Consider the following 14,856-nt stretch of genomic DNA (forward strand, 5'->3'; position numbering starts at 1 on the left):
TTCAAGAGGATGAAGACCATGTTCGATCTTACAGGAATGACCGCGCTAGTGACGGGCGCTTCGGGTGGCATCGGCTCCGCCATCGCCAGGGCGCTGGCCGCGCAGGGCGCCACGCTGGCGCTTTCGGGCAGCAATGAAGGGAAGTTGCAGGCCTTTGCCGCCGAACTGGGCGGGGACCACAAGAGCCTGGTCTGCGACCTGGGCGACTCCGCCGCCGTCGATGCGCTGGTGCCGCAGGCGGTCGAGGCGCTGGGCGGCAAGCTCGACATTCTCGTCAACAATGCCGGCATCACCCGCGACAACCTGATCCTGCGCATGAAGGACGAGGAGTGGGAGCAGGTGATCTCGGTCAATCTGGAGGCCGCGTTCCGCCTGTGCCGCGCCGCCGCCAGGCCGATGATGAAGGCCCGTTTCGGCCGTATCGTCTCGATCACCTCGGTCGTCGGCGTCACCGGCAATCCGGGCCAAGCCAATTATGCCGCGTCGAAGGCCGGCATCATCGGCATGTCGAAGGCGCTGGGGCAGGAACTGGCCAGCCGCGGCATCACCGTCAACTGCGTGGCGCCCGGCTTCATCCGCTCGGCGATGACCGATGCGCTCAACGACGCGCAGAAGCAGGCCATCACCGCGAAGATTCCCGCCGGCCAACTGGGCGAGGGGGGCGATATCGGCGCCGCCGTCGTCTATCTTTCCAGCAGGGAAGCAGGCTATGTCACCGGCCAGACGCTGCATGTGAACGGCGGAATGGCGATGATCTGAAGAACGGCGTGGGGGCGCGGTGCATGCGCCTTGCCTCTTGCCTCCCGTTCGGCTTCGCACTAGGGCGTGTGGCTGAACGGACGTTAATCGGCCATGTCAGTTTTTGCTAAGAAGAAGGACCACCCATGAGTGAGACCGCGGATCGCGTAAAGAAAATCGTCGTCGAGCATTTGGGCGTCGAGGCCGAGAAGGTCACGGAAGACGCGAGCTTCATCGACGATCTGGGCGCCGACAGCCTTGATATCGTTGAACTCGTGATGGCGTTCGAAGAAGAATTCGGCGTCGAGATCCCTGACGATGCGGCCGAGAAGATCGGCACCGTCAAGGATGCCATCGATTATATCGACAGCAAGCAGTAAGGGCCGTTGCGCCGTTCCGCACGTCGGGATGGCGAGGCAATGCATGCATGCAGGCGGCTCTCCGACCCGGCATTGGCCGTGGCTGGAGGGCCGTTTCGCATCTGGCCCTTGGGGAATTTGATCGTTAAGCCCGTTCGCGGCCCATGGGGCCGTGACGGCAAGGGGGCTTACCCCCTGCAAGTATCTGGAGCAGGAATATGCGTCGTGTCGTCGTAACCGGCCTTGGCATGGTGACCCCGCTGGGTGGGAATGTGGAAACCACCTGGAAGAATATTCTGGCGTCCAGATCGGGCGCGGCCACGATCACCCGTTTCGATGCCAGCGAATATAAATGCCGCATCGCCTGCGAAGTGAAGCCGGCGGACCATGAATATGGCTTCGATCCCTATAAGGAGGTCGATCACAAGATCCAGCGGCAGGTCGATCCGTTCATCGTCTTCGGCATCGCCGCCGCGAGCGAGGCGCTGCAGGATGCCGGCCTCACCGGAATGACAGAGGAGGAGCGCCTGCGGGCCGGCTGTTCCATCGGTTCGGGCATCGGTGGCCTGCCGGGCATCGAGAGCGAATCGCTGGTGCTGGCCAACAAGGGGCCGAACCGGGTTTCGCCGCATTTCGTCCATGGTCGCCTGATCAACCTGATCTCCGGGCAGGTCAGCATCAAATATGGCCTGATGGGGCCGAACCATGCGGTCGTCACCGCCTGTTCCACCGGCGCGCACTCGATCGGCGACGCCGCGCGGATGATCGCGATGGACGATGCCGACGTGATGCTGGCGGGCGGCGCGGAAGGCGCGATCTGCCCGATCGGCATCGCCGGCTTCGCGCAGGCCCGTGCGCTTTCCACCAATTTCAACGACACGCCCGAAAAGGCGAGCCGCCCCTATGATGTCGACCGCGACGGCTTCGTCATGGGCGAGGGTGCCGGCGTCGTCGTGCTGGAGGAATATGAGCGGGCCAAGGCGCGCGGCGCGAAAATCTATGCCGAAGTGATCGGTTATGGCCTGTCGGGCGATGCCTATCACGTCACGGCGCCGCATCCCGAGGGGTTGGGCGCCTTCCGTTCGATGGAAATGGCGCTGAAGAAGTCTGGCCTGTCGCTCTCCGACATCGATTATGTGAACGCGCACGGCACCTCCACGCCGATGGGCGACGAGCTGGAGCTGGGCGCGGTCCGTCGCCTGTTCGGCAGCGATATCGGCCATATCTCGATGAGTTCGACCAAGTCCGCCATCGGCCATCTGCTGGGCGGCGCGGGCGCGGTGGAGAGTATCTTCTGCATCCTGGCGATGCGCGACCAGATCGTGCCGCCGACGCTCAACCTCGACAATCCCAGCGAAAGCTGCATCGGCGTCGACCTGGTGCCGCATGTCGCCAAGCAGCGGAAGGTCCGCGCGGTGCTGAACAACAGCTTCGGTTTTGGCGGCACCAACGCCTCGCTCATCATGAAGGCGATCTGAGGTCAGCATCATGCGCCGCCTCGGCTGCCTGATCCTGATCATCGGCATGGCCGTGGCGGCGTTTGTCGCCTTTCAGTTCGTGCATGGCTGGAAACAGGCCGGGCCGGCAAAGGCGGACATCAGCGTCGTCGTGCCCGAAGGCGCGACGCTGAAAAGCATGGCCGCGCAGTTGCAGCGCGCGGGCGCTATCACGTCGGCCGAAACCTTCCTGACGCGGGCGAAGCTCCTGGGGTCGTCCAAACCGATCAAGGCGGGCGAATATGTCCTGCCCAAGGGGGCGAGCAACGCCGAGATTCTTTCGATCCTGCAGGGCGGCAAGGCGATCAGCCGCCTGATCACCATTCCCGAGGGCATGCCTTCGGTACTGGTGCATGACCGGCTGATGGCGCAGGAGGAACTGACCGGGACCATCGCCGTGCCCGAAGAAGGCAGCGTGTTGCCGGACAGCTATGCCTTCGAGCGGGGCGAGAGCCGTCAGGCGGTGCTGGCGCGGATGCAGGCGGCGATGACGAAGGCGCTGGCGCAGCTATGGGCGGATCGCTCCGGCGCGGCGGTCGTCAAGACGCCCGGCGAGGCCATCACCCTGGCCAGCATCGTCGAAAAAGAAACCGCGGTTCCGGCCGAACGGCCGATCGTTGCCGGCGTCTATGGCAACCGCCTGCGCACCGGCATGCGGCTGCAGGCCGATCCCACGATCATCTATCCGATCACCAGGGGGCGCCCGCTGGGGCGCCGGATCAAGCGGTCGGAGATCGTGGCGGTCAACGATTACAACACCTATGCGATGGCCGGCCTGCCCAGGGGGCCGATCGCCAATCCGGGCCGGCTCTCCATCCTTGCCGTGCTGCAGCCTGCGCAGACCAAGGCGCTTTATTTCGTGGCGGACGGGAAGGGCGGGCATATCTTCGCCGATACCCTGCAGCAGCATAATGAGAATGTGCGCAAGTGGTTCGACATCCGCCGCCAGCGCGGCGAGTTGTGACGCGCGTTCAGCGCAGCACGCCCTTCACCACCATCGCCCGCGCATAAAGAAACTGCGCGATGCCCAGCACCAGGATCAATGCCGGGAACAGGGCCGCTGCCCAGCCTTTCATGGCCAGCAGGTCCGTGCCGAGGAAACTGTAGCTGAACTGCACGATGATCGCGAGCAGCGACAGTGCATAGAGCGGCACGGCGATCGCCCGCCGCAACAGCATCAGCACGGTCGCCAGCGTCGCGCCCCAGACGGCGATGGCATAGGCCGACCATGCCCATGCCGGCATGCTCGCAAAGGTTCGGGCGGTATAGGGATCGGTCTTCGCGAGCGCGCCCAGATCCATCGTCACCTGCATGAGATAGGCGACATCGCCCATCATGTTCCAGAGGAAGGCGGCAATGCCGATGGCATAGAATGACCTTGGCGGCGTAACCATGGCTCTCTCCATATCGCGACGCTGGAGCGTCTCCTGATTTGAGCGGAAACGCTCTGTCCGCCACTGCGCCATGATATCCTATTTCGCGCCCGGTTCGATGTTGGCGATACCGATCTTATGGGGCTGTTTGATTGAGAGAAGCGATCAGTCTGTGCCAATGCTTGCGTTGGCCCTGCCATGCATGGTCTGTCTATGGCCGGCGCGGGCGAAGGGCAGTTGCATGTTCGCCCATCATCACCAACGGAGACCATCATGCTCGGACGCAAGATTCCCGACGTCACCCTGAAGACCCGCGTGCGCGATGAAAGCGTGGGCGGCCCCAATCCCTTCCGCTGGCAGGAGGTCGGCACCGGCGCGCTTTTCGCCGGCAAGCGCAGCGTCGTCTTCTCGCTGCCCGGCGCGTTCACGCCGACCTGCTCGACGGAACAATGCCCGGCCTTCGAACGCATGTATGAAGCGTTCAAGGCGGCGGGCGTGGATGAGGTCTATTGCCTTTCCGTCAACGACGCCTTCGTGATGTTCCAGTGGGGCAAGCATCTGGGCTTGAAGAACGTCAAGCTGCTGCCCGACGGTTCGGGCGATTTCACCCGGCGGATGGGCATGCTCATCAGGAAGGACCATCTGGGCTTCGGCGAGCGCAGCTGGCGCTATGCGATGGTGGTGGACGACGGCACGATCGTGGCCTGGTTCGAGGAGCCCGGCATCAACGATGTCGGCGCGGACGAAGACCCCTATGGGGAAAGCCGCCCCGAGCCCGTGCTCGACTGGGTGAAGGCGCATCCGGAGGCGGTGGCTGCCTGATCGTCCGGACGGGCCGTCCGGCGGCATCGCGACGCCGGACATCGCGCGCGCGCCCATCATCGTCTCGGCGACGATGGGCGCGGCCGACTTCGCCTGGGCGGATGGATTGCGCCGCGCGCATTTCCCGCCCGAGCGCAACCGGTTGCCGGCGCATCTCACCCTGTTCCATCATCTGCCGCCTTCGGTGGAGGCGGAATTGCTGCGGCGGCTGGCGGCGCTCTGCGCCTCGCCCCCGCCGCCGGCGCGCCTTGCCGGTTTCATCGACCTGGACGGGGGCGTGGCGCTGCGGATCGAAAGCCCGGCGCTGATGGCGATGCGCGACGAACTGGCCAGTGCCTTTGCCGGCATGCTGACGCCGCAGGACCGGGCGACGCCGCGCCTGCATGTCACCATCCAGAACAAGGTGCCGCCGGTCCGTGCCCGCACGCTTCAGGCCGCGCTGGAGAAGGGATTTCGCCCACGCCCCTTCATGATCGCCGGGCTTGCGGCGTGGCGTTACATGGGCGGCCCATGGCTGCCGATCCGCGCCATGCCCTTTCGCGGCTGAAGGGGGAGGGCGGGGCATGCCCGCCTCTCCCCATCGCAGGCCGGATCAGGCCAGGTCGACTTCCTTGAGCGGGCGCGACGCATCGGCAAGCTGTGCCTGGTCCAGCACCGCGCCGGACAGGATGTGCGCGCGGGCCTGTACATAATCCTTCACCGCGTTCACCGCGTCGATCGCGATCAGCCGGCCCGCCTTCAGATAGAGGACGGAGAAGCTGCGAGTCGCCGGATCGCCGCGCAGGATGGCCGTGTCATGCCCGGAGGAGATGCCGACGGTCTGCAGCTTGAGGTCATATTGGTTGGACCAGAACCAGGGCACCGCATCATAGGGCTTGGCATCGCCCAGGATGTGCTGGACGGCGACCTTCGCCTGGTCATTGGCGTTCTGCACGGATTCGAGGCGGATCTGCAGGCCGCCGGCATAGCCATTCACATGCGATGCGCAGTCGCCCACGGCATAGATGTGGGGCAGGCTGGTGCGGCAATAGCCATCCACGTCCACGCCATTGCCGCCGCTGGCGCCAGCCGCGATCAGCGGCCCGGTCTCCGGGATGATGCCGATGCCGACGATGATCATGTCCGCCGGCACCCGGCTGCCGTCCGCCAGCAGCACGCCGGTCGCATGGCCGTCCTTCGTCTCGATGGCCTCCACCATCGCCCCGGTGCGCAGGTCGACGCCATGGGCACGGTGCTCGGCCTCGTAGAAGCGGGACAATGCCTCGCCGGCGACGCGGGCGAGCACGCGGTCCAGCGCTTCCAGCAGCGTGACCTTGCGGCCCAGCTTGGTCAGCACGGCGGCTGCTTCCAGCCCGATATAGCCGCCGCCGACGATCGCGACATGCGCGACATCGGGCAGGGCGGCGATCATCGCATCGACATCGGTGCGGCGGCGCACGGCATGAATGCCGCTGGCGTCCGCGCCGGGGCAGGAGAGCATGCGCGGGCTGCCGCCTGTCGCCCAGATCAGCGAGCCATAGCCGACGGTCCGGTCGTCCGTCAGCGTCACGGTCTTTGCGGCGGGATCGACATTGCGGACGCGCTCGCCCAGGCGCAGGTCGATATCGCGCTCACCCCAGAAAGAGGCGGGGCGGATCAATATCCGTTCGAAGGTCTTTTCGCCCGCAAAATATTCTTTGGAGAGTGGCGGACGCTCATAGGGCGGCTCATGCTCGTCGCCGATCATGCCGACGCTGCCCTGAAATCCTGCCTGCCGCAGGGTGATCGCCGCCTGCGCGCCGGCATGACCCGCCCCCACGATCAGAACATCATAATTGCTCATTTGCCCTTGCCTCCGCCACTTCATATTCTTTGGGCGCTGCTTGGCGGGCTTTTTTCGTCATTGCAAGAGCCGCGAACGTCGCGGGCCGATGCAGGACGGAAAAGCCGATGAAAGGACCGTTGACCACTCCCGCAAGCCTGAGTATAGCGCCCCCTCGCCACGTCGCGAAGCGGCCGGTGGGTTCTGAAACATGACGGCGCGTCGGCGTGTGTCACGATCGGGGCGGAGTAGCTCAGCTGGTTAGAGCAGCGGAATCATAATCCGCGTGTCGGGGGTTCAAGTCCCTCCTCCGCTACCATATCCAATCTGATCGCGTTCCGGCGCCGGGCCGGACCCTTTCCGTCGGCGGCCAGGGCGCAAGCGCAGCATGGGCTGCCGCAAAAAAATGCATATGATCGTGCCGCGTGATCGAAAGGGAGACAGGATGCCGGGGCCAGTCCATGTTGCGTTGGTCGGTTATGGCCTGGCGGGAAAGACCTTCCACGCGCCGTTGATCCTGTCCACCGATGGCATGGCCCTGACGACCGTGGTGTCGAGCGATCCCGGCAAGGTGCATGCCGATCTGCCCGGCGTCGACGTGGTCGGCGATCTGGGCATTGCGCTGGCGGATGCTGCTGTCGGCCTTGTCGTTCTCGCCACGCCGGACATGCTCCATGCCGAACAGGCGCTGGCGGCGCTGGATGCGGGCAAGCATGTGGTTGTCGACAAGCCGTTCGCGCCCGGCCTTGAAGAAGCGCGCAGCGTGGCGGCGCGGGCGGCAGCGACGGGCCGGATGCTCTCCATCTATCATAACCGGCGCTGGGATGGGGATTTCCTGACCGTCAGGCGTCTTCTCGGGCAAGATATGCTGGGCGAGATCCTGCAGTTTGAAAGCCATTTCGATCGCTTCCGTCCGGATGTGACGGATCGATGGAAGGACAGGCGTGCCGCGGGGGTCTGGCAGGATCTGGGCCCGCATCTTGTGGATCAGGCGTTGCAGCTGTTCGGCATGCCGGAGGCGTTGTTCGCGGACATGGCCAGGCAAAGGCCGGGGGCATCGGCCCCCGATTATGCGCATGTCGTCCTCCGCTATGGCGCGCGGCGCGTGATCCTCCACGCGTCGCAGATGGCGCAGGCCCACGGGCTGCGCTTCGCCATCCACGGGACGCGGGGCAGCTATGTCAAACATGGTCCCGATCCGCAGGAGGGGCAGCTGAAGGCGGGCCTGACACCGATGGCTCCCGACTGGGGGATCGATCCCAGGCCGGGGCTCCTCACATCGCTGGATCGGCATGGCCGGGCGCAGGAGACCGCCGTCGAAAGCGAACGCGGCAATTATGCGGCCTTCTACGGCGCCCTGCGCGATGCACTGCTGGAGCGGGGCCCCAACCCGGTGCCGCCCCAGGAGGCCCTGGATGTCATGACCGTCCTTGAGGCGGGGCGGATCAGCGCTGAGGAAAGGTGTGAGGTCCGCCTGTAACCCGACAGGCGGCACTGGCAGGATTATCGGCGCCTCCGCCCGCCCGCCGGGCCCCTGTGCGCATGGGCAGGCTTTCCCTTTCCCTGCGCACTCCCCGGCGATGATCGACGGCATGCCATAGCGGCGGCGGCGCGATTCCACGTCGGTGCATGACGCTTCCGATCATCGGTCGCGATGCGGCGCGGCGATCGGGGCGTCATGCGTTGCAGCTCACAGGCCCTTCAGATGCGTCAGCCCCCATGCGAAGACCTTGCGGTTGTTGTCCTCCTCGGCCTGCAGGCGCTCCATGGGCGTCCGCGTGCTCAGGATCGGCAGGTCGGACGCCCTGGCCTTGACCATCGCCATCCACGCGTCGCGGCGTGCCCTCCGTTCCGGGAAGGAGCGATAATAATCGTCGGTCAGGACCGGGATCTTCAGGGGATCGCGGGTGATCAGCTCGGTCACGGCATTCAGCTTCGGATTATGCCTGCGCATCAGCTTGAAGAGCGCGGTCTGATCGTTGACGCCGGTGTCGAAAGGCACTTCGGCCAGCAGGAAGCCCTGCGCATAGGGCGCGACGCCCATGTCCTTGAGCGAACATGCCTTCACATAGGGGGCAAGCGTGGTCACGGTCTCGGTGGCGCTTTCCATGAAGGCCATGTTGTTGCCCGGATCGATCAGGCAGCCGAGATATTCGCTGCTGGCCTTCTTGAGGAAGGCGGCAAGCTGGTCGGCGGTGCGGTCCTTGTGGTTCTCCAGCGCGATGGCGACCTTGTGGCGTTCCGCGATGGGCAGGCATTTGAGCACGATGGCGTCGGCCTGCGCCTGCCATTCGCCGAACTGCGCGGCGGAGGCGAACGCTTCGTAGCGGCGGCCGGAGGTCCGGGCCGGCGGCCGGCTCACCGCACGCACGCATGGCGCGCCCAGTGCCTTGGCATTGACGATGGAGCGTTCGAAATCGGCGGTGTCCATGTCGAGCGAGGTGGGCAGGGCAGCTTCGCCTTCATAATACATCTCCAGCTCCTCCAGCCGTTTCCTGAAGGCGGGAATGTCGGTGCTCACCCCATGCTGGACCCCGCCGGCGCCGAGCGAGCGGCAATATTCCAGATAGGCTACGGGGTTCGCGCGCAGGCCGGGCACCACGCCCTCTATGCCGCGCAGATGCGCGCCCATCGCGGTGGTCGCGATGCCGCAGGGCGACTTGGGCGGCAGCGTGCCCTGTGCGACGGCGCGGCCATAGGCGCCCAATATCGCTCCCAAAGCGACCGAACCGATCATGAATTCACGCCGTGTCGACATCATCTTCTCCCGGCAGGCCCGGATGGCCCGCACATGCGTTGAACCGTCTTGGGACCGTCGGCGGCAGCGTCGCGCGGCCGGCGGTCCAGATCATGGCCCCGCTATGGCCCCGTCATGGACCGGGGCAGGTCGATCAAGGCAGCGCATAGGCGATCAGATAGTCGCCATGCTTCGTTCCCAATGCGCCATGTCCGCCCGCGGAGATCACGATATATTGCTTGCCGTTGCTGTTGAGCCGGAAGCTCATCGGCGTGGCCTGGCCGCCGGCGGGCAGGCGCGCCTTCCACAGTTCGGCGCCGGTCTCCGTGCTGAATGCGCGGATGAAGTTGTCGCTCGCCGCGCCGATGAAGACGAGGCCCGACGCGGTGGAGAGCGTGCCGCCCTGGTTGGGCACGCCGATCCTGCTCCAGACCGGCCAGGGCGCCTGGTCCCGCGTGCTGCCCAGCGGCACTTCCCACTTCTTCTTGCCGGTGTTCATGTCGAGCGCGGTGAGCCGGCCCCAGGGCGGCCGGTTGCACGGCGCGCCGAAGGCCGAGAGAAAGGGCTCGAACTTCATGATATAGGGCGTGCCGGTCAGCGACACCCGCTTCAGCTCTTCGGGCGTCGCCTTGCTCCTGAGCTTCAGCGAGTTCGCGCCGGCGACATTGCTGGTGTTGATGATCAGCAGGTTGCGCCTGGGGTCATAGGAGGCGCCGCCCCAGTTGGAGCCGCCCACCGTCACCGGATAGATCAGCGTCGGCTGCGTATCGATCGGCGTGAACATGCCCTGGTTCTTGAGCTCGCGATAGCGGGCCACGCAGGATTGCCGGTCGATCTCGGTAAAGCCCCACATGTCCTTCTCGGTCAGCCGGCTGGTGGGCAGCAGGCGATGATCGGCCAGGCGCGGCATCGGCTGGGTGGGGGAGAGCAGATCGGGTCGGACCCCGCCGCGCGGCACCGGCACCTCGTCCACGGGGAAGATCGGCTTGCCGGTCTCGCGGTTGAGGATGAAGACGAAGCCCATCTTCGTCGTCTGCACCAGCGCCGGGATCATCTTTCCGTCCGGCGCCTTGTAGTCGAACAGCAGCGGCTGCGCCGGCGTGTCATAGTCCCAGATGTCGTGATGGACGAGCTGATAACTCCACACGCGCTTGCCGGTGTCGCTGTTCACCGCGACCACGGCGCTGCCATAGCGGTCGAGATCGCCACGCCCGCCCGCATAGAAATCCACCTGCGGATTCCCCGTCGGCAGGAAGATCAGGCGGCGTTGCAGGTCGACCGAGGGCGGCGCCCAGACATTGGGGGTGCTGCGGGGGAAGGCGGGCCGGACGGCAGGCGTCGCGGTCGCCGGCTTCGGCGTGGTGGCGCCGTCGGTCGCAGCGGTGGGAGGAAGGGGGGCGGGAGAGAGGGCGGCGGCGGGACGGACAGTGGCGGTCGGCGCGTCATCCTCCAGCCCCGTCCAGGCCCATTCGATGGCGCCGGTGCGCGTGTTGAAGGCGCGCACCACGCCGCTCGGCATATCCGAATGGCGGAAATCGATGATCTTGGAGCCGACGATCACCCGATCGCCCACCACCGTCGGCGCGGAGGAGACGCCATATTGGCCGGGCAGTTCGATCGGGCCCAGATCGCCCTTGAGCGAGACCGCCCCGTCCTTGCCGAAACCCGTGCAGCGGCGCCCGCTATCGGCGTCGAGGGCCAGGAGCCGGCCGTCGATCGTGCCCGCGAAGATCCGCTTGGCGCAGGACGCGTCGGATGATCCGGCCTGGCTGTCCTGCCAATAGGCGACGCCGCGGCAATTGACGACGGTGGAACCGTTGGTGTCCGGCTTTGCGTCATACATCCATTTCTGCTTGCCGGTCTGGGGATCGAGCGCGATCACCCGGTTGCGCGGCGAACAGAGATAGAGCGCATTATTGGCCAGTATCGGCGTCGCCTCCATGGCCGGCCGCACTTTCATGCCTTCATCGAAGATGTCGCCGGTGCGATAGGTCCAGGCGACCTTCAGATGGGCGACATTGGCGGGCGTGATCTGTTCGTTGGCCGAAAAATGCGTGCCCTTTTCGTCGCCGCCCCAGATCGGCCAGCCCGCCACCGGGCCGCCATGGAGATCGACAGCGTCATTCTGGCCGCAGCCGGTGACGGCCAGCGCCGTTCCAAGAAGGATGAGATGCCTGCGCTTCAATATCCGCCCCTTTCCCTGATTTTGGTATATAATAATCAGATTCATTTGCGCGCATCTCTGCAAATTTCCCGGAAAAATTCAATGCAAAAATGACCGACATATGGGAATAAATCCGGAATATCTTGAAATATCCTGCCAAAGAGGCTTTCAACAGTGGCGCAAGGCGGAAGGCTACGATAGGGTTTATGGTATACAGAAAGGTGTCGCATGGACGAGATCGCTCTTTACCCCTCGCGTCGCGCGTTGCTGGCGTCGGGGCTGGCTGCCGGCGCGCTGACGCTCGCCGGTCGCGGCAATGCGCGCTCCGCTCCCCGCCCGGTCTTCGGCAAGGTTGAGCGTCTCGATCCCGCGCTGGACGCGCTGGTCGATGCCGATGCGGTGGTCGAGGACGTCATGGACGGCTTCGCCTGGAGCGAAGGGCCGGTATGGGTCGGCGGCGCGGATGGCCGGTTGCTGGTGTCCGATCCGCGCGGCAACCTCATCCGGCAATGGTCTGCCCGCACGGGCGCGTCGGAATGGCTCAAGCCGTCGGGCTATGCGGGCGCGGATGGCGCGAAGCTGCGCGAACCGGGCACGAACGGGCTTTTCCAGGGGCGCGGTGGGTTGGTGGTCGCCGACAGCGGCAATCGCTGCATCGGGCATATCGATCTCAAGACCCGCAGGAAGACAGTGATCGCGGACCGTTTCGAGGGCAAGCGGTTCAACAGTCCCAACGATCTGTGCATTTCGCCGGTCGACGGCGCGATCTATTTCTCCGATCCGCCATGGGGGCTGCAGGGCGGGCTGGAATCGCCCGACCGCGAACTCGACTATACCGGGGTGTTCCGCGTCGCGCCGGACAACAGCGTGTCGCTCGTCGGTAAATATGACATGCCCAACGGCGTCGGCATTTCGCCCGACGGGCGGACGCTTTATCATACGGACGGCAAGATCGGCTGGGTCGCGCACAGGCTCGACGCCGGGGGCCGGTCCGTCTCCGAACGCCCGTTCATCGATCGCGCCGCCCAGAAGTTCACGGGCAACAGCGGCGACAGCCTGAAGGTCGACCAGGCGGGCAATGTCTGGCTGTCGGGCCGGGATGGCCTCAGCATCGTGGACCCCGCCGGTCGACGCATCGGCATCGTCCGCGTGCATGACGTCGTGTCCAATTGCGAGATCGGCGCGGACGGGCATCTCTACATGACGTGCAACCACAAGGTCGCACGCGTCCGGGTGAAGGCGCGTAAGCTCAAGTCACGCACCTAGGGCATCGTGCGGAAAGTGGGAACCGGTTTTAGCTGCGCTGAACGCCGTTTCCGCAAAAGAACGATGCGACAAAAAAGAAGGGCGCGCGCGACTTGCGTCCGATCAAACGCAGCGCGCTCTATACTTTTGATGTGACGCATTTTCCGAGCCATCGGATGATTGGCTGCGCCGAACTGCGTTTCCACCCGACTGGAAAATGCTTTAAGGCGTTATCAGGCAACGGAATGGAAAGGGGTGGGCGGATGAATGGCGGGGCGTCGTTCGTTCAGCGCGCCAGCTCGTAAAAGCCGAGCGACGCCGCGCGGATCTGCGGGACCAGCAGGCGATTGCGCCTGGAGTCCCACCCGATCGCGGCGGGCACCGTGATATCCTGGGCCACGACTTCCGCCTTGCCGTCGGCCGGAACCCGATAGACATTGTGTCCATCTTGGCTGGCGACCAGCAGCGTGCCGCCGGGCAGGGGGATGATGCCGTCCATGCGCCCGGTGGGCAAGGACCGTTCGCGAAGAATGGTGCCGGATCGGTCGCGGAAGACCAGGTTCACGCCGCGGCCGCCATGCACCACGGTGCCGTCGGCCATGACGGCGATGCCGTTGGGGCGCTCGACCGCGTCGTCGCGCCTGGCGAAAAGCGAAGGCTTGCCGTCGCGAATGGCATAGATCGCGCCGGCGTTGTCGTCGCTGCCGCTGTCGGAGACATAGATGGTGCCATCGTCGGCAACGGCCAGGTCGTTGAGCCGCACCGCGCCGGGAACGGCGATGCTGCCTCTGGGCGTGCCGCTCCTGCGGTCAAGCATGTGGACGGTCCGGAGATCGGCCACATAGATGAGATCGCCCTTTATGAAGAGGCCGAGCGGCTGGACCAGCGTGACCCCGTTCCGGCCGCCTTCGATCCATTTGAGCTGGGTGACGGTGCCATCGGGCGAAACCCGCGAAAGGAAACCGTCATTGGCATCCCCGCCCTGGTTGAGGTTGGAAACGATATAGTCGTCCGCGCGATCATCGTAGCGGACGCATTCGGAGCCGGCGAAGCCGACATCGGCCAGGATTTTCGATGGCGGGGGCGCGACGGAGGCCGCGGGTGCCTGGGCCAGCGCCTGGGCCAGGGCGGCGGGCATCGCGACTGCCGGGAGAAGGATGGTCAGGAACGCGCGGATCATGGCTTGTCTCCTCTGCATGGGCGCAAGGAAAGCGTGGCGGCACCCGCTTTCCGGAACGATCGGGACTTCCTCATTCTCGCCGGTCATGAACGGCGCTTCGTCCGACGCCGGCAGAACCGCGGCCCCGGCAATCTCCTCGGGCTTGCCGATCCGGGCCATCGGCGGGCGCGTGTTCCTGATCTTGGGCCATTGCTGATCATCAGGATCGTCCAGGATTGAATACAACATGGGGGCGACTAAAATGCGTTATTCACGCTAATATACTGCTCTTATTGCCTCTGCATGACCGATCTTGGTTCTCTTGACAAGATGGAGGTGAAATTTAGTATACAGAATGGGAAGAATGGAGCCGGGGCGAGGAGGCCGGTGCGGCGCGGGCTTCCAGGAGCTGCCGGTTCCTCAATCCCGATGTCCAAGGAGAGCTGATCCATGTCGTTTCTCAAGAGAAGTCTCGTCGTCATCCTGTCCTATGTCGCGGCGTCCTTCGTCGCGGGCGTGGCATGGATATTCCTTGCGCTGGTGCTCCGGGGGCCGGCGATCGTTTACGGCTACGGCCCGTTCGACCTTGTCACCCTGACGGCCTTCATCGCCTTGTTCGCCGGCCTGGCATCGCTTGCCGTCATCATCCTGGCCGAGTGGCTGCGGATCGGTTCGCTTGCTTATTATGGCGCGGGTGGGCTCGCCGCCGCGATGTTCACGGTGGGCTATTTCGCTTATGGCGCGTTCGATCCGCAGGACGCGGCCGATTATGCCCTGTATGCGGCGGCCGGCGCGCTGGGCGGCATCGCCTTCTGGATGCTCGCGGCGCGCGCGAAGCCCGTCATGCGGACCGGTGCGGCCTGATAATCCCGATCCGTCGGACAGGGCACACACGTCCGGCGGCGTTGCTCTCCTGATGCCCGGCGAGGCGATGTCCTTCAGTTGGGGTTGAGCAAATGCTG

The 14,856-nt window shown here is 65.2% G+C and carries 14 protein-coding genes and 1 tRNA gene; 10 read left to right on the forward strand and 5 right to left on the reverse strand.

Annotated elements, in window-relative coordinates; genetic code table 11:
* Positions 1–18 precede the first annotated feature (18 nt).
* The 4 genes from fabG to mltG all read left to right on the forward strand — a co-directional run bounded on the left by fabG (position 19) and on the right by mltG (position 3,557).
* On the forward strand, positions 19–759 hold the full coding sequence (gene fabG, locus WFP78_RS15370; RefSeq protein WP_336964114.1) for a 3-oxoacyl-[acyl-carrier-protein] reductase: 741 nt from the start codon (positions 19–21) through the stop codon (positions 757–759).
* Between the two features lie 125 nt (positions 760–884).
* On the forward strand, positions 885–1,118 hold the full coding sequence (locus WFP78_RS15375; protein ID WP_006950224.1) for an acyl carrier protein: 234 nt from the start codon (positions 885–887) through the stop codon (positions 1,116–1,118).
* A 197-nt stretch (positions 1,119–1,315) separates the two neighbouring features.
* Positions 1,316–2,575, forward strand: a complete 1,260-nt coding sequence (gene fabF, locus WFP78_RS15380) for a beta-ketoacyl-ACP synthase II (protein WP_336964129.1) — start codon at positions 1,316–1,318, stop codon at positions 2,573–2,575.
* 10 nt (positions 2,576–2,585) lie between these two features.
* The gene (mltG, locus tag WFP78_RS15385; RefSeq protein WP_336964131.1) at positions 2,586–3,557 is read left to right on the forward strand and encodes an endolytic transglycosylase MltG; all 972 of its coding nucleotides are present in this window, start codon (positions 2,586–2,588) and stop codon (positions 3,555–3,557) included.
* Positions 3,558–3,564: 7 nt separating this feature from the next.
* Here mltG and WFP78_RS15390 read toward each other — a convergent pair whose 3' ends face one another.
* Complete coding sequence (locus WFP78_RS15390; protein WP_336964134.1) at positions 3,565–3,987, reverse strand: sugar transporter; 423 nt, start codon at positions 3,985–3,987, stop codon at positions 3,565–3,567.
* A 252-nt stretch (positions 3,988–4,239) separates the two neighbouring features.
* Here WFP78_RS15390 and WFP78_RS15395 point away from each other — a divergent pair, with 252 nt between their 5' ends.
* Positions 4,240–4,788 (forward strand): peroxiredoxin, encoded by a 549-nt coding sequence (locus WFP78_RS15395; protein ID WP_336964137.1) that lies wholly within the window; start codon positions 4,240–4,242, stop codon positions 4,786–4,788.
* Between the two features lie 73 nt (positions 4,789–4,861).
* On the forward strand, positions 4,862–5,335 hold the full coding sequence (locus tag WFP78_RS15400; protein WP_336964141.1) for a 2'-5' RNA ligase family protein: 474 nt from the start codon (positions 4,862–4,864) through the stop codon (positions 5,333–5,335).
* Between the two features lie 45 nt (positions 5,336–5,380).
* Here the strand turns inward: WFP78_RS15400 and WFP78_RS15405 are convergent, their stop codons facing one another.
* The gene (locus tag WFP78_RS15405; protein WP_336964144.1) at positions 5,381–6,610 is read right to left on the reverse strand and encodes an NAD(P)/FAD-dependent oxidoreductase; all 1,230 of its coding nucleotides are present in this window, start codon (positions 6,608–6,610) and stop codon (positions 5,381–5,383) included.
* 221 nt (positions 6,611–6,831) lie between these two features.
* Between WFP78_RS15405 and WFP78_RS15410 the strand changes: the two genes are divergently transcribed.
* Positions 6,832–6,908 (forward strand) — tRNA-Met (locus WFP78_RS15410).
* A gap of 126 nt (positions 6,909–7,034) precedes the next feature.
* Positions 7,035–8,069, forward strand: a complete 1,035-nt coding sequence (locus WFP78_RS15415) for an oxidoreductase (RefSeq protein WP_336964146.1) — start codon at positions 7,035–7,037, stop codon at positions 8,067–8,069.
* 210 nt (positions 8,070–8,279) lie between these two features.
* Here the strand turns inward: WFP78_RS15415 and WFP78_RS15420 are convergent, their stop codons facing one another.
* Both WFP78_RS15420 and WFP78_RS15425 read right to left on the reverse strand, forming a co-directional pair.
* Positions 8,280–9,347: a sugar phosphate isomerase/epimerase family protein gene (locus WFP78_RS15420; protein WP_336964150.1), complete on the reverse strand. Its 1,068-nt coding sequence runs from the start codon at positions 9,345–9,347 to the stop codon at positions 8,280–8,282.
* 133 nt (positions 9,348–9,480) lie between these two features.
* Positions 9,481–11,511, reverse strand: a complete 2,031-nt coding sequence (locus tag WFP78_RS15425; protein ID WP_336964153.1) for a pyrroloquinoline quinone-dependent dehydrogenase — start codon at positions 11,509–11,511, stop codon at positions 9,481–9,483.
* A gap of 207 nt (positions 11,512–11,718) precedes the next feature.
* Here WFP78_RS15425 and WFP78_RS15430 point away from each other — a divergent pair, with 207 nt between their 5' ends.
* On the forward strand, positions 11,719–12,756 hold the full coding sequence (locus WFP78_RS15430; protein WP_336964156.1) for an SMP-30/gluconolactonase/LRE family protein: 1,038 nt from the start codon (positions 11,719–11,721) through the stop codon (positions 12,754–12,756).
* 265 nt (positions 12,757–13,021) lie between these two features.
* Here WFP78_RS15430 and WFP78_RS15435 read toward each other — a convergent pair whose 3' ends face one another.
* On the reverse strand, positions 13,022–14,143 hold the full coding sequence (locus WFP78_RS15435) for an SMP-30/gluconolactonase/LRE family protein (protein WP_336964159.1): 1,122 nt from the start codon (positions 14,141–14,143) through the stop codon (positions 13,022–13,024).
* Between the two features lie 201 nt (positions 14,144–14,344).
* Here WFP78_RS15435 and WFP78_RS15440 point away from each other — a divergent pair, with 201 nt between their 5' ends.
* Positions 14,345–14,758: a hypothetical protein gene (locus WFP78_RS15440; protein ID WP_336964162.1), complete on the forward strand. Its 414-nt coding sequence runs from the start codon at positions 14,345–14,347 to the stop codon at positions 14,756–14,758.
* The last annotated feature ends 98 nt before the right edge of the window (positions 14,759–14,856 follow it).

It is taken from the genome of Sphingobium aquiterrae (assembly GCF_037154135.1).
Lineage (GTDB): Bacteria > Pseudomonadota > Alphaproteobacteria > Sphingomonadales > Sphingomonadaceae > Sphingobium > Sphingobium aquiterrae.